At 66.0% G+C, this 19,790-nt stretch carries 18 protein-coding genes; 10 read left to right on the top strand and 8 right to left on the bottom strand.

The features are described 5' to 3' along the window. The first annotated feature begins 145 nt into the window (after window positions 1–145). Window positions 146–571, top strand: coding sequence for a nuclear transport factor 2 family protein (locus GN331_RS11805; RefSeq protein ID WP_156642340.1), 426 nt, complete (start codon window positions 146–148; stop codon window positions 569–571). Window positions 572–664: 93 nt separating this feature from the next. Here GN331_RS11805 and acnA read toward each other — a convergent pair whose 3' ends face one another. The 4 genes from acnA to GN331_RS11785 all read right to left on the bottom strand — a co-directional run bounded on the left by acnA (window position 665) and on the right by GN331_RS11785 (window position 5,782). Beyond that, window positions 665–3,436 carry an aconitate hydratase AcnA gene (acnA, locus tag GN331_RS11800; protein ID WP_156642338.1) on the bottom strand — a complete coding sequence of 924 codons (2,772 nt, stop codon included), beginning with the start codon at window positions 3,434–3,436 and terminating at the stop codon, window positions 665–667. A gap of 85 nt (window positions 3,437–3,521) precedes the next feature. Continuing rightward, window positions 3,522–4,160: a high frequency lysogenization protein HflD gene (gene hflD, locus GN331_RS11795; RefSeq protein ID WP_156642336.1), complete on the bottom strand. Its 639-nt coding sequence runs from the start codon at window positions 4,158–4,160 to the stop codon at window positions 3,522–3,524. 13 nt (window positions 4,161–4,173) lie between these two features. Beyond that, entirely contained in the window at window positions 4,174–5,271 is a 1,098-nt protein-coding gene (gene mnmA / locus GN331_RS11790) for a tRNA 2-thiouridine(34) synthase MnmA (protein ID WP_156642334.1), read from the bottom strand. A gap of 49 nt (window positions 5,272–5,320) precedes the next feature. Further along, window positions 5,321–5,782 carry an NUDIX hydrolase gene (locus GN331_RS11785; protein ID WP_331713465.1) on the bottom strand — a complete coding sequence of 154 codons (462 nt, stop codon included), beginning with the start codon at window positions 5,780–5,782 and terminating at the stop codon, window positions 5,321–5,323. A 120-nt stretch (window positions 5,783–5,902) separates the two neighbouring features. Between GN331_RS11785 and clpS the strand changes: the two genes are divergently transcribed. Both clpS and clpA read left to right on the top strand, forming a co-directional pair. Continuing rightward, the gene (clpS, locus tag GN331_RS11780) at window positions 5,903–6,223 is read left to right on the top strand and encodes an ATP-dependent Clp protease adapter ClpS (protein WP_036168938.1); all 321 of its coding nucleotides are present in this window, start codon (window positions 5,903–5,905) and stop codon (window positions 6,221–6,223) included. Between the two features lie 120 nt (window positions 6,224–6,343). Then, complete coding sequence (clpA, locus tag GN331_RS11775; protein WP_156642332.1) at window positions 6,344–8,614, top strand: ATP-dependent Clp protease ATP-binding subunit ClpA; 2,271 nt, start codon at window positions 6,344–6,346, stop codon at window positions 8,612–8,614. Between the two features lie 69 nt (window positions 8,615–8,683). Here clpA and infA read toward each other — a convergent pair whose 3' ends face one another. From infA to trxB, 4 genes are all read right to left on the bottom strand, one after another. Then, window positions 8,684–8,902 carry a translation initiation factor IF-1 gene (infA, locus tag GN331_RS11770; protein ID WP_036168934.1) on the bottom strand — a complete coding sequence of 73 codons (219 nt, stop codon included), beginning with the start codon at window positions 8,900–8,902 and terminating at the stop codon, window positions 8,684–8,686. A gap of 93 nt (window positions 8,903–8,995) precedes the next feature. Beyond that, a complete protein-coding gene (aat, locus tag GN331_RS11765) occupies window positions 8,996–9,730 on the bottom strand; it encodes a leucyl/phenylalanyl-tRNA--protein transferase (RefSeq protein WP_156642330.1) in 735 nt (244 codons plus the stop codon). Further along, the gene (locus GN331_RS11760; protein WP_156642328.1) at window positions 9,727–10,848 is read right to left on the bottom strand and encodes a GNAT family N-acetyltransferase; all 1,122 of its coding nucleotides are present in this window, start codon (window positions 10,846–10,848) and stop codon (window positions 9,727–9,729) included. The genes aat and GN331_RS11760 overlap by 4 nt, the downstream gene beginning before the upstream one ends. A gap of 6 nt (window positions 10,849–10,854) precedes the next feature. After that, entirely contained in the window at window positions 10,855–11,811 is a 957-nt protein-coding gene (gene trxB, locus GN331_RS11755; protein WP_156642326.1) for a thioredoxin-disulfide reductase, read from the bottom strand. 132 nt (window positions 11,812–11,943) lie between these two features. Here trxB and ald point away from each other — a divergent pair, with 132 nt between their 5' ends. From ald to GN331_RS11720, 7 genes are all read left to right on the top strand, one after another. Next, window positions 11,944–13,011: an alanine dehydrogenase gene (gene ald / locus GN331_RS11750; RefSeq protein WP_156642325.1), complete on the top strand. Its 1,068-nt coding sequence runs from the start codon at window positions 11,944–11,946 to the stop codon at window positions 13,009–13,011. A gap of 66 nt (window positions 13,012–13,077) precedes the next feature. Further along, window positions 13,078–15,420: a DNA translocase FtsK gene (locus GN331_RS11745; protein ID WP_156642532.1), complete on the top strand. Its 2,343-nt coding sequence runs from the start codon at window positions 13,078–13,080 to the stop codon at window positions 15,418–15,420. Between the two features lie 141 nt (window positions 15,421–15,561). Continuing rightward, window positions 15,562–16,179: an outer membrane lipoprotein periplasmic chaperone LolA gene (gene lolA, locus GN331_RS11740; RefSeq protein ID WP_156642322.1), complete on the top strand. Its 618-nt coding sequence runs from the start codon at window positions 15,562–15,564 to the stop codon at window positions 16,177–16,179. A gap of 16 nt (window positions 16,180–16,195) precedes the next feature. Further along, window positions 16,196–17,563, top strand: a complete 1,368-nt coding sequence (locus GN331_RS11735) for a replication-associated recombination protein A (protein ID WP_331713463.1) — start codon at window positions 16,196–16,198, stop codon at window positions 17,561–17,563. After that, window positions 17,563–18,735 (top strand): MFS transporter, encoded by a 1,173-nt coding sequence (locus GN331_RS11730; RefSeq protein ID WP_156642320.1) that lies wholly within the window; start codon window positions 17,563–17,565, stop codon window positions 18,733–18,735. The genes GN331_RS11735 and GN331_RS11730 overlap by 1 nt, the downstream gene beginning before the upstream one ends. Beyond that, window positions 18,732–19,130 carry a fluoride efflux transporter CrcB gene (crcB, locus tag GN331_RS11725; RefSeq protein WP_156642318.1) on the top strand — a complete coding sequence of 133 codons (399 nt, stop codon included), beginning with the start codon at window positions 18,732–18,734 and terminating at the stop codon, window positions 19,128–19,130. The genes GN331_RS11730 and crcB overlap by 4 nt, the downstream gene beginning before the upstream one ends. A gap of 70 nt (window positions 19,131–19,200) precedes the next feature. Then, window positions 19,201–19,767, top strand: a complete 567-nt coding sequence (locus tag GN331_RS11720) for a hypothetical protein (protein WP_156642316.1) — start codon at window positions 19,201–19,203, stop codon at window positions 19,765–19,767. Window positions 19,768–19,790: the final 23 nt, after the last annotated feature.

Genomic DNA, 19,790 nt, shown 5'->3' with positions numbered 1-19,790 from the left:
GATCTCCCCGAAGTAATCGCGAACCAATGAGTGTGTGCGGTGCGCCGATGCGCAACCGTACGGATCGCTCCCGATTGGAGCATAGGCACTACAGGCTGGCAAGGCGCTGGATTAGGCTTGCCGCGGGGTTTTCTGGGAGTAGGCGATGCGGCGGTTCTTGACGTTGGTGGCGATTTTACTGGTGCTGTCGGGTTGTTCGCGGACGCCCCCGGAACAGGCGCTGCGGCGCACCATCGCCCAGATGCAAACGGCCATCGAAGAACGCGACGCGTCGACGCTGGCCGACGGCGTGGCCCAGGACTTCATCGGCCCCGATGGGATGGACCGCAAGGCCGCGCAGCGCCTGGCCGCGGTGGTGTTCCTGCAGAACAAGCAGGTCGGCGTGACCCTCGGGCCGCTCGACATCAAGCTGCAGCCGGGCGGGGCGACGGTGCGTTGCACCGCGGCGATGACCGGCGGCGATTCGGCGCTGTTGCCGACCTCGGGCGAGATCTACGACGTCACGATGCAATGGCGCCAGGACGGCGACGACTGGGAACTGGTCAGCGCGGAGTGGGAACCGAAGTTGTAGTGCGACGGAGGCGTATCCCCCTCGAACGCGCTGGGCGCGTTCGATCCCCCTTGGAAAGGGGGATGAACGCCGTCTCTTCTTTTTGGTTGCGCGTTACGCCGCTTTCTTCGAAGCCAGCTGGCGCAGCACGTAGTGCAGGATGCCGCCGTTGCGGAAGTACTCGACTTCCTTCGGCGTCAGCAACAGTACGCGCACGTCGAAACGCTTCTCGCCTTCCGGGCCGCGCGCGATGACCGTCGCGGTGCGCGACTTGCCATCGTCCACGCCGACGATGTCGATGATTTCCGAACCCGTCAGGCCCAGCGACTTCGCGTTCTCGCCTTCCATGAACTGCAGGGGCAGCACGCCCATGCCGACCAGGTTGGAGCGATGGATGCGCTCGAAGGTTTCCGCCACGACCGCCTTCACGCCGAGCAGGTTGGTGCCCTTGGCCGCCCAGTCGCGCGACGAACCGGTGCCGTATTCCTTGCCCGCGAACACCACCAGCGGCACGTTGTCGGCCTTGTACTTCATCGCCGCGTCGTAGATCGCAAGCTTCTCGCCCGGATTGCCGGCGCGGTCGAAGTACAGCGTGTTGCCGCCTTCTTCGCCGCCGAACATCAGGTTCTTGATGCGGATGTTGGCGAAGGTGCCGCGCACCATGACGTCATCGTTGCCGCGGCGCGAACCGTAGCTGTTGAAGTCCGCCGGCTGCACGCCGCGCGATTGCAGGAAGCGGCCCGCCGGCGAATCCTTCTTGATGTTGCCGGCCGGCGAGATGTGGTCGGTGGTGATCGAATCGCCGAACAGGCCCATGACGCGCGCGCCGTGGATGTCGGAGATCGAACCGACCTGCATCGTCATGCCGTCGAAGTAGGGCGGGTTCTTGATGTACGTCGAGGCCGCATCCCACTGGTACGACGCGCCATCCGGCGAAGCGATCTGGTTCCAGCGCGAATCGCCCTTGAACACGTCGGCGTAGTTCTGCGCGAACAGTTCCGGACCGACCGTGGCGGCGATCGTGTCGCCGATTTCCTTGTTGGTCGGCCAGATGTCGCGCAGGAAGATGTCCTTGCCGTTGGCGTCGTGGCCGATCGGATCGACCGCCAGGTTGATGTCGACCGTGCCGGCGAGCGCGTAGGCGACGACCAGCGGCGGCGAGGCGAGGTAGTTCATCTTCACTTCGGGATGCACGCGGCCTTCGAAGTTGCGGTTGCCCGAGAGCACGGACGCAACGACCAGCTCGCTTTCCGCGATGCCCTTGGACACTTCGTCCGGCAGCGGGCCGGAGTTGCCGATGCACGTGGTGCAACCGTAACCGACGACGAAGAAGCCGAGCTTCTCCAGGTCCGTCAGCACGCCGGCCTTCTTGAGGTAATCGGTGACGACGAGCGAACCCGGGCCGAGCGAAGTCTTCACCCACGGCTTGACCTTCAGGCCGAGCTTGACCGCGTTGCGCGCGAGCAGGCCGGCGCCGAGCATCACGGCGGGGTTGGACGTGTTGGTGCACGAGGTGATCGCGGCGATCACGACCGAGCCGTCGGTGAGTTCGCAATCCTGGTCGGCGATGCGGATCTTCGACTTCGGCTTGGCGGCCAGGTGGTCGGCCTGCGGCTGGTCGCCGCCTTCGGCATCGAAGCGCACGACTTCGGTCTTCTTCGCCGTGCGATTGGCGGTGAGGCCACCGAGGTTGGCGTGGAAGTTGTCCTTGAGCTTTTCGAGCAGCACGCGATCCTGCGGGCGCTTCGGGCCCGCGAGCGAGGGCTTGATGTCGCCCAGGTCGAGTTCGAGCGTCGCCGAGTACGTGGCGTGCGGGGAGTTCGCGTCGTGCCACAGGCCCTGCGCCTTCGCGTAAGCCTCCACCAGCGCGATCTGCTCTTCGCTGCGGCCCGACAGGCGCAGGTAGTTCACCGCTTCGGCGTCGATCGGGAAGATGCCGCACGTCGCGCCGTATTCGGGCGCCATGTTGGCGATCGTCGCGCGGTCGGCGAGCGGCAGGTGCTGCAGGCCGTCGCCGTAGAACTCGACGAACTTGCCGACCACGCCGAGCGCGCGGAGCATCTGCGTCACGGTGAGCACGAGGTCGGTGGCGGTCGTGCCTTCCGGCAGCTTGCCGGTGAGCTTGAAGCCCACGACCTGCGGGATGAGCATCGACGAAGGCTGGCCGAGCATGGCGGCTTCGGCTTCGATGCCGCCCACGCCCCAGCCGAGCACGCCGATGCCGTTGATCATCGTGGTGTGCGAGTCGGTGCCGAACACGGTGTCCGGGAACGCCTGCAGTTCCGTGCGGCCGTCGGGCGTCTGCACTTCACGCTCGACGACGACGCGCGCCAGGTTCTCGAGGTTGACCTGGTGCACGATGCCGGTGTTCGGCGGCACGACCTTGAAATTGTTCAGCGCTTTCTGGCCCCAGCGCAGGAAGCTGTAACGCTCCATGTTGCGCGAGAACTCGATTTCGCCGTTGAGTTCGAGCGCATCGGCGCGACCGAACACGTCGACCTGCACGGAGTGGTCGATCACCAGTTCCGACGGGATCAGCGGGTTGATGCGCGTGGCATCGCCGCCCAGGCGCACGACCGCGTCGCGCATCGCGGCGAGGTCCACCACGCACGGAACGCCGGTGAAGTCCTGCAGCACCACGCGCGCCGGCATGAAGGCGATCTCGGTGTCCGGCTCGTCCTTCGCGTCCCACGTGGCGACCGCTTCGATGTGCTCGGGCGTGACCGTGACGCCGTCTTCGTGTCGCAGCAGGTTCTCGAGGAGGATCTTCATCGAGTACGGCAGCTTGGACAGGTCGAAGCGCTGCCCGAGGCGCGGCAGGCTGTAGAAGGCGAGGGACTTGCCGTTGACGTCGAGTTGGGCGCGGGTGGCGAAGGAGTCGGCCATCGGTTGGGGCTCCGGTAGTGAATTCGCAGGGCTGAGCCCCGTAATTATGCCGGATCGGGGGTGTCCCCGCCCACCTTTGCCGTGTTCACAGACGCAGGTGCGACTGGATCGCGCCGACCATCGCGCGCCTGCGGAGCAGGAAATCCCAGAAGCTGCCGCCGAGTTGGCGCCACAACACCGCCGAGCGCAGCGCCGCGAGCAGCACCGCGCGGATCTCCGAAACGATGGCCGCCTGGCCCAGGTAATGCGGATTGCCTTGCACCATCACGCGCGGGCGCAGGTGGCTGACCGTGTCGGCATACAACGTGCCGAGCGAGCCGAGCACGTCGGGATGCGTGCTGCCCAGCCGCTGCGCGGTGGGCGACAGCGCGAGGATGCCTTCCTGCACCTTCTCCGCGGTGGCGCCTTCGCGCACGAAGCGGCGCTCCAGTTGCAGCACGGCGAAGGCCAGGCGCGGCAGCAGGTCGTCGCGCGCGTCGGCGTTGCTGGTGAAATAGTCGAGCAACAACTGCATGCCCGGCGCGAGCGCGCGTTCGTCGCCGTAAACCTCGACAGGTGTGTCGGCGTCGAGGCGGAACACGCTGTCGGTCGCCGTCTGCAGGACCGAGGTGTCGGCCTGGCCGGTTTCGGCGATCTGGCGCACCTGGCGCAGGGCCTGCGCGAGGCCGGCGAGCGCGAGCACGCGTTCCTCGATCGAGTTGGTCGGGGCGGGGTTGGCGCTCATGTCCGTGCTGCCGTCATGCGTCTTGCGACTCCCTGGAAAGCATTGCTTCGGTCCGTGCATCCGTGCGGGCGATGACCGCGCCGCCGAGGCAGGTATCGCCGTCGTAGAGCACCAGCGACTGCCCGGGCGTGACCGCGCGCTGGCCACGGGCGAAGCGTACCGCCAGCGTGCCGTCGTCGGCGACCGTCACGGTACAGGCCTCGTCGTGTTGCCGGTAGCGCGTCTGCGCCGTGCAGTCGAAGCGCGCCGCCGGCGGGCTGCCGGCGATCCAGTGCGCGCCTTCCGACCACAGCGTCGACGAATAAAGATGCGGGCTGTCGCTGCCCTGGTCGACGACCAGCACGTTGTCGCCGACATCTTTGTCGACCACGTACCACGGCGCGGGATCGCGCCCGCGCACGCCACCGATGTGCAGGCCTTCGCGCTGTCCGAGCGTGAAGAAGAAAACGCCGGGGTGTTCGCCGACCACGTTCCCCTGCGGATCGCGGATTTCGCCGGGGCGGGCAGGGAGGTAGCGCGCGAGGAATTCGCGGAAGTCGCGTTCGCCGATGAAGCAGATGCCGGTCGAATCCTTCTTCGCGTGCGTGGGTAGCGCGGCGTCGCGCGCGATCGCACGCACCTGGTCCTTCGGCAGATGGCCGAGCGGGAAGATTGTCGCCGCGAGCTGCGCCTGGCCGAGCTGGTGCAGGAAGTAACTCTGGTCTTTGTTGCGATCGACGGCGCGCAATAGGCGCACGCTGCCGCCGACGTGTTCAACGCGCGCGTAGTGGCCCGTGGCGATGCGTTCGGCGCCGAGCGCATGCGCGGCGTCGAGGAAATGCTTGAACTTGATCTCGCGGTTGCACAGCACGTCGGGGTTCGGCGTGCGGCCCGCGGCGTACTCGTCGAGGAAATGCTGGAACACACCGTTCCAGTATTCGCTCGAGAAGTCGCGAAAGTGGATCGGGATGCCGAGCCGCCCGCACACGGCGACCGCATCGCGACGATCGTCGTCGGCGCGGCAGTCGCCGCTGCCATCGTCGGCCCAGTTCTGCATGAAGAGGCCGGCGATCGGCGCGCCCTGGTCGCGCAGCAACAAGGCGGCGACCGACGAATCGACGCCGCCGGACATGCCGACGATGGTGCGTACCTGCGTTTTCGTATCCAACTTCTTGGTTGCCTCAGGCCAACTGCTGCACCATCGACAAGGGATGGCGGCGCCCGGCGAGATGGTCGCCCACCACGCGCCAGACAAGTGGGCTGCGATGGCGTTCGTGCGCGGCCTGGAGTTCGGCGGGCGTCATCCACAGTGCGCGTTCGATGCCCGTATCGAGCGGGCGCGCGGGATCATGGCGTTCCGGTTCGGCCGCGAACGCGAAACGCAGGTAGTGCCGGCCTGTTTCGGCCTTCCACTGATAGGCGCCGATGAACGCCGTCAGGCGCACGTCCCAGCCTGTTTCCTCGCGCGTTTCACGCAATGCGGCGTCGACCAGGCTCTCGTCCGGTTCCAGGTGGCCGGCGGGCTGGTTGAGCACCAACTTGCCGTTCACCCGTTCTTCGACCACGAGCAACCGCCCGTCGCGTACGACGACGGTCGCGACGGTGACGTCGGGTTGCCAGAAGCGGCCTTCGCGGTAGGTCACGTGGGGAGTCGTCCTTGCCTGGGTCGGCGCGTTTTCACATTGTCATTGTGACGGCGGCGCCAGTGGGCCGTCCAACACGGGGCGTCGGGAGGGCTTGCGCGCCTCCGTATAATCCCGCCCATGGCACGAAAGCACGAACACGAGCGCGACCACGGCGCAATGGTGGAAACCAGCAAGCCCGAAACGGCGCGTCCGCCGCTGTATTCGGTCCTGTTGCTCAACGACGATTACACGCCGATGGACTTCGTCGTGGACGTCTTGATGAGGTTTTTCGCCATGAATCTCGAAAAGGCGACCCAGGTCATGCTGCACGTGCACACGCGCGGCCGCGGCGTGTGCGGGGTATTCACGCGCGACGTCGCAGAGTCGAAGGTGGCGCAAGTGAATGAATATGCAAGGGTCAACCAGCACCCCTTGCTGTGCACGATGGAAAAGGCGTAAACACCTGCGCGAAGGCCGTCGTCGGTAAGCCCTGACCAAGGCCACTGGAAAAGGTATTCCGCGTTCCCCATATAGGACGTCAGATACCTAACAGGGCCCAGCCGTCGGAGGCCAAGCAACATGTTCAGCAAGGATCTCGAGCAGACCATCGGCCAGTGCTACAAGCGGGCACGCGAGGCCCGCCATGAGTTCATGACCGTGGAGCACCTGCTCCTCGCGCTTCTAGACAATCCCTCCGCCGAAGCCGTGCTCAAGGCGATCGGATCGGATTTCCCCCGCCTGCGCCACGAGCTGGAAAAGGCGATCGAAACGTCGGTCGCGCGCCTGGCCGACGATGACGGACGCGACACGCAACCCACGCTGGGGTTCCAGCGCGTGTTGCAGCGCGCCGTCTACCACGTGCAGTCTTCGGGCAAGAAGGAAGTCACCGGCGCCAACGTGCTGGTCGCCATTTATGGCGAGAAGGATTCGCACGCCGTCTATTTCCTGAATCAGCAGGACGTGACGCGCCTGGATGTCGTCAACTATCTCTCGCACGGCATCACGCGCACCGGCGAAGGCGAGGAATCGCAATCGCAGGACGAGGCGCGCCAGGGCGAGGAGGGCGAACACAAGGGCGACGCGCTCGCCGAATTCGCCAGCAACCTCAACGACCTCGCGCTCGCCGGCAAGATCGACCCGCTCGTCGGCCGCGCCGATGAAGTCGAACGCACCATCCAGGTGTTGTGCCGCCGTCGCAAGAACAACCCGCTTTACGTCGGCGAAGCCGGCGTGGGCAAAACCGCGCTCGCCGAAGGTCTGGCCAAGCGCATCGTCGAAGGCAACGTGCCCGAAGTGCTGGCCGACGCGGTGATCTACGCGCTCGACCTCGGCGCGCTGGTCGCGGGCACCAAGTACCGCGGCGATTTCGAGAAGCGCCTGAAGGCGGTCCTCGCGCAGTTGAAGAAGCACCCCGGTGCGATCCTCTTCATCGACGAGATCCATACGATCATCGGCGCCGGTTCGGCGTCGGGTGGCACGATGGATGCTTCGAACCTGATCAAGCCCGTGCTCGCGTCCGGCGAGTTGCGCTGCATCGGTTCGACCACCTTCCAGGAATACCGCGGCATCTTCGAAAAGGATCGCGCGCTCGCGCGTCGCTTCCAGAAGATCGACATCGTCGAGCCGACGGTGGGCGAGACCGTGGAAATCCTGCACGGCCTCAAGCCGCGTTACGAGTCGCACCACGGCGTGACCTACGCCGACGACGCATTGCAGGCCGCGGTCGACCTGTCGGTGAAGCACATCGGCGATCGTCTGCTGCCCGACAAGGCGATCGACGTCATCGACGAAGCAGGTGCCCGTCAAAGGCTTCTGCCCGCCGCCGTGCGCAAGTCGCTGATCGACGTCGAGGAAATCGAAACGATCGTGGCGAAGATGGCGCGCATCCCGACCAAGCAGGTCAGTGCGTCGGACAAGGACGTGCTGAAGAACCTGGATCGCAACCTGAAGATGGTGATCTTCGGGCAGGACCCGGGCATCGACACGCTCGTCTCGGCGATCAAGCTCGCACGCTCGGGCCTGGGCAATCCGGACAAGCCGATCGGCAACTTCCTGTTCTCCGGCCCGACCGGCGTGGGCAAGACCGAAGTCACGCGCCAGCTCGCGCTGCAGTTGGGCATCGAGCTCGTGCGCTTCGACATGTCCGAGTACATGGAGCCGCATTCGGTCAGTCGTCTGATCGGCGCGCCTCCGGGCTACGTCGGTTTCGACCAGGGCGGTCTGTTGACCGAGAAGATCGTCAAGACGCCGCACTGCGTGCTGTTGCTCGACGAAGTCGAGAAGGCGCATCCGGACATCTTCAACATCCTGTTGCAGGTCATGGACCGCGGCGTGCTCACCGACACCAACGGGCGCGAGGCGAACTTCAAGAACGTGATCCTGGTGATGACGACCAACGCCGGCGCCGCGCAAGCCTCGCGTCGCACGATCGGCTTCACCCGCCAGGACCACAGCACCGATGCGATGGAAGTGATCCGCCGCAGCTTCAGCCCGGAATTCCGCAACCGCCTCGATGCGGTGGTGCAGTTCCAGGCGCTGGGCTTCGAGCACATCCTGCGCGTGGTCGACAAGTTCCTGATCGAGCTGGAAGTCCAGTTGCATGAGAAGAACGTGTCGCTGTCCGCCACCCCGGCGGCCCGCGACTGGCTCGCGCAGCACGGCTTCGACCCGCTGATGGGCGCCCGCCCGATGGCCCGCGTGATCCAGGAAAAGATCAAGCGGCCGCTCGCGGACGAACTGCTGTTCGGCAAACTGGTCGGCGGCGGCAAGGTGTCTATCGACGTGGTCGATGGCGAGCTGAAGGTCGAAGCGCAGGCCGAGCCGGAGAAGCTGCTTCCGGTAACGGTTTAACCGTTAATCTCCGCGCAAACGAAAAAGGCGACCCTCAGGTCGCCTTTTTCATTCAACCACTTGCGTGGTTTACTTCATACGGTACGTAATGCGCCCCTTGGTCAGGTCGTAAGGCGTCATTTCCACCTTGACCTTGTCGCCGGTGAGGATGCGGATGTAGTTCTTCCGCATGCGGCCGGAGATGTGGGCGATGATTTCGTGGCCGTTCTCGAGCTTCACCCGGAACATGGTGTTCGGGAGGGTTTCGGTGACCGTACCCTCGAACTCGATGACGTCGTCTTTGGCCATGTATTTCCTGATCGGATAAGGCGGGTCGGCATTCGGCCGCCCGCAAAGTCGCGCATTCTGGCATGTGCGGCGCTGGAGCGCCAAGCGTCCGGTTCAGGCTGCGAGGGCAGGGGCGCTCAGTTCGCCGAATCGCGCGGTCCAGGGGCCTGGTTCCACGGCGATGGCCACCTGAGCCGCCACGATGCGCTGGAAGGCGTCGCGCGGCAGTGATTCGGCGCCCATGCGCAGCAGGTGGTCGTTCTCCACCTGCGCGTCGATCAGGGGCCAGCCCCATTCGCGCAGGCGATGGGCGAGGGCGGCCAGCGCGACCTTCGAAGCACCGGACTGCCCGCTGTACATGCTCTCGGCGAAGAACATCGCGCCGATCGAAACGCCGTACAGCCCGCCGACCAGGCGCTCGCTATCGAAGACTTCGATGCTGTGCGCGTGCCCTTGTTCGTGCAGCACACCATACGCGCGACGCATCGCCGGCACGATCCACGTGCCGCGTTGCCCCGGGCGCCGGATGGTCGCGCAGGCATCAATCACTTCGTCGAATCGCGTATCGGCGCGCACGGTCCACGCCGATTGCCGCAACCCGCGACGGAACTTCGACGACAGGCGCACGCCACCCTCGGTGCGAAACACCATGCGCGGATCGGGCGACCACCACAGGATCGGCTGGCCCGCGGAAAACCACGGGAAGATCCCGCTGCGATACGCCGCGAGCAATCGGGGCACCGACAAATCGCCGCCGACCGCCAGCAAGCCATCGGGTTCGCGCAGCGCCAGCTCCACCGGCGGGAACACCGGATCGGGACCGAGCATCACCGGCATGCGCGGACTCATTCGGCGCGAAACGGCGAATGCGATTGCAAGGTCGCGAAGTAACGCCGCACCGACACGCTTTCCTCCGCGCACCAATGCCGGATCGCATCGGCGAAATCGGGCTCTCCGATCCAGTGGCGACTGTGCACCAATGTCGGAAGGAAACCACGCGCCAGTTTGTGTTCGCCTTGCGCACCGGGCTCGAAACGTTGCAAGCCTTCGCGCAGGCAGTAATCGATGCCCTGGTAGTAACAGGTTTCGAAATGCAGGCCGGGCACCAGGCGCGTCGCGCCCCAGTAGCGTCCGTACAGGGTGTCGCCGCCGCGCAGGCAGAGCGCACCGGCGATGGTTTCGCCATCGAGCTCGGCCAACATCAGCACCAATGCCCGCGGCATCGTGCGTGCCAGATGGCGCACGAACTCCAGCGTCAGCGCCGGCGTGTTGCCGTACTCGTGGAAGGTTTGCAGATAGAACCCGTGCATCGCCGCGAGATCCGCGTCGCTGGCTTCATCGCCGTGCACGATGCGCATGCGAACCCCGGCGCGCGCGACCTTCGCGCGTTCCTGCCGGATGTTCTTGCGGTGCTTGTGGTCCATTGCGGCAAGGAACGCATCGAAGTCGCTCCACGCGCCGCGATTCTCCCAGTGATACTGCACGTCGATCCGCGGAATCCAATCGGCGTCGAAGGCGTTCGCTTCGTCCGCGCGATGGAAGTTCACGTGCGCCGACGACCACCCGGCCTCGCGCACGATCGCGACGATCGCCGCGGCGAGCAACGTTCGCGTGACGTCATCGCGCGCCAGCAAGCGCGGCCCGGTGACGGGCGAGTAGGGCACGGCGCCCAGCCATTTCGGGAAATACGCCAACCCATGGTGCGCATATGCCTGCGCCCACGCATGGTCGAACACGAACTCCCCGTGCGAATTGCGCTTGCGATATCCGGGCGCCGCGCCGACGAGCGTTTCGCCGTCGAACAAGGCCAGGTGCGCAGGCACCCAACCCAGCGACGCGCGCACGCAGTCGTGTTCCTCCAGGCCCGCCAGGAACGCATGCGCGACGAACGGATGACCGCCGTCGTGCACTGCGTCCCACGTCGCGGCGGGCACTTCGCTCAGCGCGCCGAGGATGCGCGCGTGCATGCGGGATCAGCCTTCCTTGTCGAGGAATTTCTCGGCATCCAGCGCGGCCATGCAGCCGAAGCCCGCGGAAGTCACGGCCTGGCGATACACCTGGTCGGCGACGTCGCCGGCGGCGAACACGCCCGGGACGGACGTCTGCGTCGCGTTGCCCGAAAGGCCCGAGCGGATTTCGAGATAGCCGTTGTGCATCGCGAGCTGGCCTTCGAACAGCGACGTGTTCGGCGTGTGGCCGATCGCGACGAACAAACCGTGGATGTCGATTTCCTTCGTCGCGCCGTCGTCCTGCGTGGACTTCAGGCGCAGCCCGGTGACGCCGGCATCGTTGCCGAGCACTTCGTCGACGGTGTGGTGCCAGATCGTTTCGATCTTGCCCGACTGCACCTTCGCCATCAGCTTGTCCTGCATGATCTTTTCGGCGCGCAGCGTGTCGCGGCGATGCACCAGGTAAACCTTGCGCGCGATGTTCGACAGGTACAGCGCTTCCTCGACCGCGGTGTTGCCGCCGCCGATGACCGCCACGTCCATGTCCTTGAAGAAGAAGCCGTCGCACGTGGCGCACGCGGACACGCCGCGGCCAAGGAACTTCTGCTCCGATTCGATGCCCAGGTACTTCGCCGTCGCGCCCGTCGCGATGATCAGCGCGTCGGCGGTGTATTCGCCCGAATCGCCCTTCAGGCGGAAGGGGCGCTGCGACAGGTCGGCCGTGTGGATCTGGTCGAAGATGACTTCGGTTTCGAAGCGCTCTGCGTGCTGCTGCATGCGCTCCATCAGCGCCGGGCCCATGAGGCCGTGCGCGTCGCCGGGCCAGTTGTCGACTTCGGTGGTCGTCATCAGCTGGCCGCCCTGCGCAAGGCCGGTGATCACGACCGGCTTGAGGTTGGCGCGCGCGGCGTAAACGGCCGCGGTCCAACCCGCGGGACCTGAGCCGAGGATGAGCAGGGAGACGTGCTTCGCAGAAGTCATGCAGGGGCGTCCGAATGGGAGTTCGCGTAAGATGCGCGACTGGTTTAGACCAGCCGCCGCGTGTCGCGAAATAGTGGCGGCGCCCCCACGACAACACAAGGCGCTTGCGCCTCCCACGAAGAGAACACTGCAATGCGGATCGGCGTCCCCAAGGAAACCAAGACCCTCGAAGGCCGCGTCGCGCTGGTGCCGGCGGCGGCAGGCGACCTCGTCAAGCGTGGCCACGAAGTGTGGCTGGAACAGGGCGCCGGCCTGAAGAGCGGCTTCAAGGACGAGCAATACACGCAGCTCGGCGTGAAGATCGCGGCGGACGCGGCGGCCCTGTACGAGAAGGGCGAACTCATCGTGAAGGTCAAGGAGCCGATCGAGGGCGACCTCAAGCTCCTGCGCAAGGACCACCTGCTGTTCTGCTACCTGCACTTGGCGGCGGAGCCGGTGCTGACGCGCCGCCTGCTCGACATCGGCCTGACCGGCGTCGCGTTCGAAACCGTCGAGCTGCCCAACGGCGACCTGCCGCTGCTGGCGCCGATGTCGGTGATCGCCGGCAAGATCGCGGTGCAGGTCGGCACGCACCTGCTGCACCAGCCCGAAGGCGGCAAGGGCAAGCTGCTCGGCGGCCTGCCGTCGACCGAGCGTGGCAAGGTCGTCGTGTTCGGCGGTGGCAAGGCCGGTCGTGCGTCGGCGGAGCTCGCCGCGGCCGGTGGTTCGAACGTGGTCGTGTTCGAAATGCGCCAGGACCGCATGGAAGAAATGATGCAGCTGGGCAACAACGTGACCACGCTGTATCCCTACGCCGACGTCGTCGCGCGTGAAGTGGCCAATGCCGACCTCGTCGTCGGTGCGGTGCTCGTGACCGGCGCCCGCGCGCCGCACGTGCTGACGCGCGAAATGCTCAAGGGCATGCAGGACGGTTCGGTCGTCGTCGACATCTCGATCGACCAGGGCGGCTGCTTCGAAACCTCGCGCCCGACCACCTGGAAGGAACCGACCTACGTCGAAGAGGGCGTGACCCACTTCTGCGTGACCAACATGCCGGGCGCCGTGCCGCAGACCTCCTCGCAGGCCATCTGCGCGGCCATCCTGCCGTGGGTGAACAAGCTCGCCTCGGGCAACTGGCGTGCCAACGAACCGCTGGTCCGCGGCATCAATGTGGAAGCCGGCAAGATCGTGCATCCCGCGCTGCAAGACATGAAAGTTTGACGTAGGATCAAGGCCCTAGGGGAACTACCTCAAGGCAGGTCGTACGTGTCGGCAAGGCCGGTGGCTTTGGAAGGCGGAAAATCCAAGCGCAAGAACGCAGCGGCTCCGGCCGCTGCGGGCGGTGGCGCGCGCCGGCAACGCCTGTGGCGCGACCTCGCGCTGATCGCCATCGCCCCCGTGCTCGCCTACCTGATGGCGAGCCTCTGGACCTTCTCGCCGGCCGATCCGGGCTGGTCGCATTCGGGCAGCGTCACCGCCCCGTTGCACAACTTCGGCGGCATCGTCGGTGCGTGGACCGCCGACGTGCTGTTGTATCTCTGCGGCTACGTCGCCTTCCTGCTGCCGATCATGCTCGGGCTCATCGCCTGGATCGCGCTGTTCGGCATGGACAGCGATGGCGACGGCGATGCGGACCTCGGGCCTGCATTGCGGTTGGTCGGCATCGTCGGCTTCCTGGTTTCGGCGACGGGCTTCCTGCACCTGCGCATCGGCGCCGCACCGGATTTCTCGGCGGGCAGCGGCGGCATCCTCGGCCAGCTCGTCGGTCGTTCGCTGTATCACGGCTTCGGGCCGGTCGGTGCCAATCTCTTCCTCGTCGCATTGCTGCTGATTTCCACCACGCTCGCCACCGGCATCTCGTGGCTGACGGTGATGGACCGCATCGGCGGCTGGGTGCTCAAGATTCCGCCGCTGTTCCGTCGTGGCCAGCAGCAAGCGGCCGAATGGCAGCAGGCACGTGCGTTCCGCGAAGAACGCGAAGAGACGCGCAAGGTCGAAACCGAACTGCGCGCCAAGCGTGCGCCGGTCAAGATCGAACCGCCGCCGGCGCCCGTCGTCGAGAAGAGCGATCGCGCCAAGCGCGAAACGCAGATCCCGCTGTTCCACACCGGCGACGGCACGGGCATCCCGCCGCTCGCCTTGCTCGACGACCCCAAGCCGCAGGCGAAGGGCTACAGCGAAGAGACGCTCGAAACGCTCTCGCGCCAGATCGAATTCAAGCTCAAGGACTTCCGCATCGATGCGCAGGTGGTCGGCGCCTATCCGGGCCCGGTGATCACGCGCTTCGAACTCGAGCCCGCACCGGGCGTCAAGGTCAGCCAGATTTCCTCGCTCGACAAGGACATCGCGCGCGGCCTGTCGGTGAAGTCGGTGCGCGTGGTCGACGTCATCCCGGGCAAGTCGGTCGTCGGCCTGGAAACGCCGAACACCTCGCGCGAGATGATCTTCCTCAGCGAGCTGCTGCGTTCGAAGGAATACGACAAGTCGGGCAGCCCGCTCACGCTGGCGCTCGGCAAGGACATCGCGGGCCGGCCGACGGTGGCCGATCTGGCGCGCATGCCGCACTTGCTCGTCGCCGGCACGACCGGCTCGGGCAAGTCCGTCGCGGTCAACGCGATGGTGTTGTCGCTGCTGTACAAGGCGTCCGCGAAGGACGTGCGCATGTTGATGATCGACCCGAAGATGCTGGAACTGTCCGTGTACCAGGGCATTCCGCACCTGCTGGCGCCGGTGGTCACCGACATGAAGGAAGCCGCCAACGGCCTGCGCTGGTGCGTGGCCGAAATGGAGCGCCGCTACAAGCTGATGTCGACCGTCGGCGTGCGCAACCTGGCGGGCTTCAACAAGAAAGTGAAGGACGCCATCGACGCCGGCCAGCCGTTGATGGATCCGCTGTTCAAGCCGAACCCGGAACTCGGCGAAGTGCCGCGTCCGCTGGAAACGCTGCCGTTCATCGTCGTGTTCATCGACGAATTCGCCGACATGATGATGATCGTCGGCAAGAAGGTCGAAGAGCTCATCGCGCGCCTCGCGCAGAAGGCGCGTGCGGCGGGCATCCATCTGATCCTGGCGACGCAGCGCCCGTCGGTCGACGTCATCACCGGTTTGATCAAGGCGAACATCCCGACGCGCATCGCGTTCCAGGTGTCGAGCAAGATCGACTCGCGCACGATTCTCGATCAATCGGGCGCCGAAACGCTGCTCGGCCACGGCGACATGCTGTATCTCCCGCCGGGCACCGCGATGCCCGAGCGCGTGCACGGTGCGTTCGTGTCGGACGAAGAAGTGCATCGCGTCGTCGAACACCTCAAGCAGATCGGCGGCCGCCCGGATTACATCGAAGGCGTGCTCGACGAAGTGCAGACGCTGGGCGATGGCGTGGTCGTCGGCGCGACCGGTTTGCCGGAATCCGGCGGCGGTGGCGGCGACGAATCCGATCCGCTGTACGACGAAGCGGTGCGCATCGTGACCGAGACGCGACGTGCTTCGATCTCCGGTGTGCAACGCCGCCTGAAGATCGGCTACAACCGCGCCGCGCGCCTGATCGAAGCGATGGAAGCCGCAGGCGTCGTGACACCGCCGGAACACAACGGCGACCGCAGCGTGCTCGCACCGCCGCCCCCCAAATAGCGCGCGCCCCTCATCCCCCTTGCCAAGGGGGATCGAGCGCGCCAAGCGCGCTCGAGGGGGATAAAGCGCAATCGAATGCGTGATCCCCCATTCATCCACCCCCGGGCAGACTCCGCCCCAACGACTTTCGTGGACTTCGCCATGCGCCTGCTGACCCTCGGCCTGACCACCGCGTTGCTCGCCACCACCGCCCACGCCGGCGGCCGCGACGACCTCACTGCGTTCACCAAGAACCTCAAGGGCCTGGACGGCACGTTCACCCAGCAGGTCTTCGACGCCAACGGCAAGAAGAAGGAAGCCTCCAGCGGCCGCGTCGCGATGTCGGCGCCGCGCAACTTCCGTTGGGAATACGCCAAGCCCTTCGAACAGTTGATCGTCGCCGACGGCAAGGCCGTGTGGGTCTACGACCCCGACCTCAAGCAGGTGACCAAGCGCGCGCAAGGCGTCGAGGAACAAAGCTCGCCGCTGACCGCGCTGATCGATCCCACGCGCCTGGACAAGGAATTCCTGGTCAAGGAATTGCCCGCGGCCGATGGCCTGGACTGGATCGAACTGCGCCCGCGCAGCGCCGACAACGCCAGCTTCGAATCCGCGCGCCTGGGCTTCGACGATGCCGGCCTCAAGCGCATGCGCATCGTCGATCCGCTCGGCCAGCGCACGGAACTGCGCTTCTCGGGTTGGAAGAAGAACCCGAGCTTCCCGAAGAGCACGTTCACCTTCGCGCCGCCGAAGGGCGTGGACGTCGTCGCGGGCGGTTGATCGTTATCATCACTGGGTGGCTCGAGCCCGCACCCCCGCGATTCCCGAACCCGATCTGCTGAGCGTCGATCGCGACGCGCTGCGTCCGCTCGCCGAGCGGATGCGGCCGCGCACGATCGACGAGATGGTCGGGCAGCGCCGTCTGCTTGCACCGGGCACCGCGTTGCGACGCGCGATCGAATCCGGCCGCGTGCATTCGATGATCCTGTGGGGCCCACCGGGCTGCGGCAAGACGACGCTCGCGCAATTGCTCGCGACGTATGCCGATGCGGAATTCCGCGCGGTGTCCGCGGTGCTCGTCGGTTTGCCCGAAGTACGCCAGGTCCTCGCCGAAGCGGGGCTGCGTTTCAGCGAAGGCCGCCGCACCGTGCTGTTCGTCGACGAGGTGCATCGCTTCAACAAGGCGCAGCAGGATGCGTTCCTGCCGCACATCGAACGCGGCACGATCCTGTTCGTCGGTGCGACGACGGAAAATCCATCGTTCGAATTGAACTCCGCGTTGCTCTCGCGATGCCGCGTGCACGTGATGGAATCGGTGTCGCCGGAAGACATCGCCGTCGCGCTGCAACGCGCGCTCGACGATCCGGATCGCGGCCTCGGTGATCGCGCGTTGAACGTCGATCCCGAACAACTCCTGCTCATCGCCCGCGCGGCGGATGGCGACGTGCGTCGCGCACTCACCTTCCTCGAAATCGCCGCCGACCTGGCGGGGGAGGGCGGCACCATCACCGAGCAGACGCTCGCGCAGGTGCTCGCCGATCGCACGCGCCGCTTCGACAAGGGCGGCGAACAGTTCTACGACCAGATCTCCGCGCTGCACAAATCGGTGCGCAGTTCCAATCCCGATGCCGCGTTGTATTGGTTCGCGCGCATGCTCGATGGCGGCGTGGATCCGAATTACCTCGCGCGCCGCCTCACACGCATGGCGGTGGAAGACATCGGGCTTGCAGATCCGCGCGCCTTGCAGATGGCCGTGGAGGCCTGGGACACGTACGACCGACTCGGCAGCCCGGAAGGCGATCTCGCACTCGCGCAGGTCGCGATCTATCTCGCGACGACCTCGAAGTCGAATGCCGCCTACGTCGCGTTCAACCAGGCGCGGAGCGATGTCGAAGCCTACGGCACGCTCGACGTCCCGATGCACATTCGCAACGCACCCACCAAGCTGATGAAGCAACTCGGCTACGGCAAGGGCTATCAGTACGACCACGATGCGGAAGGCGGCATCGCGCTCGGTCAGACCGGTTTCCCCGACGCGATGGGCGAACGCGTGTATTACGCGCCCACCGATCGCGGGCTCGAAGGGCGCATGAAGGAGAAACTCGACGCCCTGCGCGCCGCACGTTCGAAAGCGCGCGGCGCCTCCGGAGAACACGACGCCTGATGCGTCGCGCGCTCGCCAGCCTGCCGAAAACAGTCTGGCTGTTGGGCGCGATCAGTTTGGTCAACGATGCGGCGAGCGACATGATCTATCCGCTCGTGCCGCTGTATGTCGCGAGCGTGTTGATGGCCGGGCCGAAGGCGCTCGGCGTGATCGAAGGCGTCGCCGAAGCGGCGAGCAGCTTGCTGAAGTTGTTCTCGGACGCGCTGGCCGACCGCATGCGGCGCATCAAACCCTTCGTCGTCGTCGGCTACGGACTTGCAGGAATTGCGCGCCCCTTGATCGGCATCGCGACGAGCTGGTTCGGCGTGCTCGCGTTTCGCTTCGTGGATCGCGTGGGAAAAGGGCTGCGGTCCGCGCCACGCGACGCGATGTTGGCGGCGAGCGTGGCGCCCGAACAACGCGGGCTCGCATACGGTTTGCACCGCGGGATGGACAACGCGGGCGCGGTGATCGGCCCCTTGATTGCAGCAGCATTGTTGGCCGCAGGCTTGTCCTTGCGGCAGGTGTTCCTGGTCGCGTTCGTGCCTGCCGTGCTCGTCTTGTTCATGGCGCTGCGATTGCGCGAGCCCACGGTGGCGCAAGTGAAGTCGACGGGGCCGATCGATTGGCGCTTTTCGGCCTTGCCGGCGCCGTATCGTCGATACCTGTTCGCGCTCGGGCTGTTCACGCTCGGCAATGCGTCGAACATGTTCCTGTTGTTGCGCGCGCAAGACCTGGGCCTCGGCGCGAGCCAGATTACGCTGCTCTGGGCGTCGTTCTCCGCGGTGGCGGCGTTTGCATCGACGCCCTTGTCTGCATTGTCCGATCGCGTCGGCCGCAAGCGTTTGATCCTCGCTGGATGGGCAGGGTATGCAGTGCTGTACGTGCTGCTGGGCGTCATCCCCATCGACAAGCACTGGCTGTGGATCCTGTTCCCCGCCTACGGCCTGGTCACCGCGACGATCGAAGGCGCCGAACGCGCACTCGTCGCCGATCTCATTCCGGCGGACCGTGCAGGCACGGCGTTCGGCTGGTACTACCTCGTGACCGGCCTGTTGTTGTTGCCGGCGTCCGCCGTGTTCGGCGCGCTGTGGGAAAACGGTGCGCCGATGATCGCGTTCGGCGCGAGTGCGGCGCTCGCCGTGTGCGCCGGGATCGTGTTGTGGCCACTGGCTGGTAAAGTCCCGCCATGACCGCATGGTGGCAGCAGATGGTGCTGGTGATGCTCGGTGGCGCGCTCGGCGCCGCGGGGCGGTTCTGGGTCGGCGGTGCGATGTTGCGGCGCCTGGGCGACGGGTTTCCGTGGGGCACGCTGACGGCGAATCTGGTCGGCGCATTCCTCGCGGGCTTCATCGCGATCTGGCTCGAAGCACGCGGCCCGTCGGCGCTGTATTGGCGCGCTTTCCTGATCGTGGGCGTTCTTGGTGGCCTGACGACCTATTCGGCACTGATGCTCGAAATCCTGCTGTTCTCCCGCTCGCATCGCAGCGACCAGGCGCTGCTCTATCTCGGCGTGACGCTCGTCGCAGGCTTGTTCCTCGTGTGGCTCGGTGCGCGCACGGCCACCTGGATCCGCCCACCGTATTGAGTTGCCGCGGGCCGTCCACCCGGTGCATCCTCGCCCGGCGGCATCCGCCGCGCATCGGAAGGGGACGGGCATGCGGACTTTCGTCGCCGGATTGATCGGCGGAATCGTGTTGTTCCTGTGGGGCGCCATCGCCCACGTCGTGCTGCCCATCGGCGAGATGGGCATGAAGGTCGCGAGCAACCAGGACGCGGCGATGACCGCGTTGCACGCCAGCGCCGACAAGGGCGCGGGCATCTACATGATCCCCGGCATGGACCCGGAGATGTGGCGCGACGCGGAAGCGATGAACGCGTTCACCACCAAGTACAAGGACGCGCCGTCGGCTTTCGTCGTGTGGGATCCCACGCCGAATCCGAACCTGCAGACCATGGGGCCGGCGCTGTTCAAGCAATTCATCATCGACGTGGTCATCGCGTTGATCGCCGCATGGGTCCTTGCGCTCGCGCCGGTGTCGTTCGGCAAGCGCGTGTTGATGGGCGGCGCATTGGGCGTGATGTCGTGGCTGACCACCAGCGTGCCGTACTGGAATTGGTATCGCTTCCCGATGGATTTCACCGTCGGTGCGTTGCTCGATTCCGGCCTGGGCCTGTTGATCGCGAGCGTGCCGATCGCCTGGTGGCTGGGGCGCGGCCGCTGAGGCAGTCGCAAGCGGTGCGCGCG

Source organism: Noviluteimonas gilva (assembly GCF_009740395.1).
Taxonomy (GTDB): domain Bacteria; phylum Pseudomonadota; class Gammaproteobacteria; order Xanthomonadales; family Xanthomonadaceae; genus Noviluteimonas; species Noviluteimonas gilva.
This window is presented reverse-complemented; position numbering and strand designations above follow the sequence as displayed.

Excerpts from the sequence above, each read along its gene's own strand:
- GN331_RS11805 (WP_156642340.1), top strand. The coding sequence starts at position 146 with ATGCGGCGGTTCTTGACGTTGGTGGCGATTTTACTGGTGCTGTCGGGT.
- crcB (WP_156642318.1), top strand. The coding sequence starts at position 18,732 with ATGACCGCATGGTGGCAGCAGATGGTGCTGGTGATGCTCGGTGGCGCG.
- clpA (WP_156642332.1), top strand. The coding sequence starts at position 6,344 with ATGTTCAGCAAGGATCTCGAGCAGACCATCGGCCAGTGCTACAAGCGG.
- GN331_RS11760 (WP_156642328.1), bottom strand. The coding sequence starts at position 10,848 with ATGCACGCGCGCATCCTCGGCGCGCTGAGCGAAGTGCCCGCCGCGACG.
- GN331_RS11730 (WP_156642320.1), top strand. The coding sequence starts at position 17,563 with ATGCGTCGCGCGCTCGCCAGCCTGCCGAAAACAGTCTGGCTGTTGGGC.
- trxB (WP_156642326.1), bottom strand. The coding sequence starts at position 11,811 with ATGACTTCTGCGAAGCACGTCTCCCTGCTCATCCTCGGCTCAGGTCCC.
- ald (WP_156642325.1), top strand. The coding sequence starts at position 11,944 with ATGCGGATCGGCGTCCCCAAGGAAACCAAGACCCTCGAAGGCCGCGTC.
- mnmA (WP_156642334.1), bottom strand. The coding sequence starts at position 5,271 with ATGTCCGGCGGCGTCGATTCGTCGGTCGCCGCCTTGTTGCTGCGCGAC.
- aat (WP_156642330.1), bottom strand. The coding sequence starts at position 9,730 with ATGAGTCCGCGCATGCCGGTGATGCTCGGTCCCGATCCGGTGTTCCCG.
- hflD (WP_156642336.1), bottom strand. The coding sequence starts at position 4,160 with ATGAGCGCCAACCCCGCCCCGACCAACTCGATCGAGGAACGCGTGCTC.
- acnA (WP_156642338.1), bottom strand. The coding sequence starts at position 3,436 with ATGGCCGACTCCTTCGCCACCCGCGCCCAACTCGACGTCAACGGCAAG.
- clpS (WP_036168938.1), top strand. The coding sequence starts at position 5,903 with ATGGCACGAAAGCACGAACACGAGCGCGACCACGGCGCAATGGTGGAA.
- infA (WP_036168934.1), bottom strand. The coding sequence starts at position 8,902 with ATGGCCAAAGACGACGTCATCGAGTTCGAGGGTACGGTCACCGAAACC.
- GN331_RS11720 (WP_156642316.1), top strand. The coding sequence starts at position 19,201 with ATGCGGACTTTCGTCGCCGGATTGATCGGCGGAATCGTGTTGTTCCTG.
- lolA (WP_156642322.1), top strand. The coding sequence starts at position 15,562 with ATGCGCCTGCTGACCCTCGGCCTGACCACCGCGTTGCTCGCCACCACC.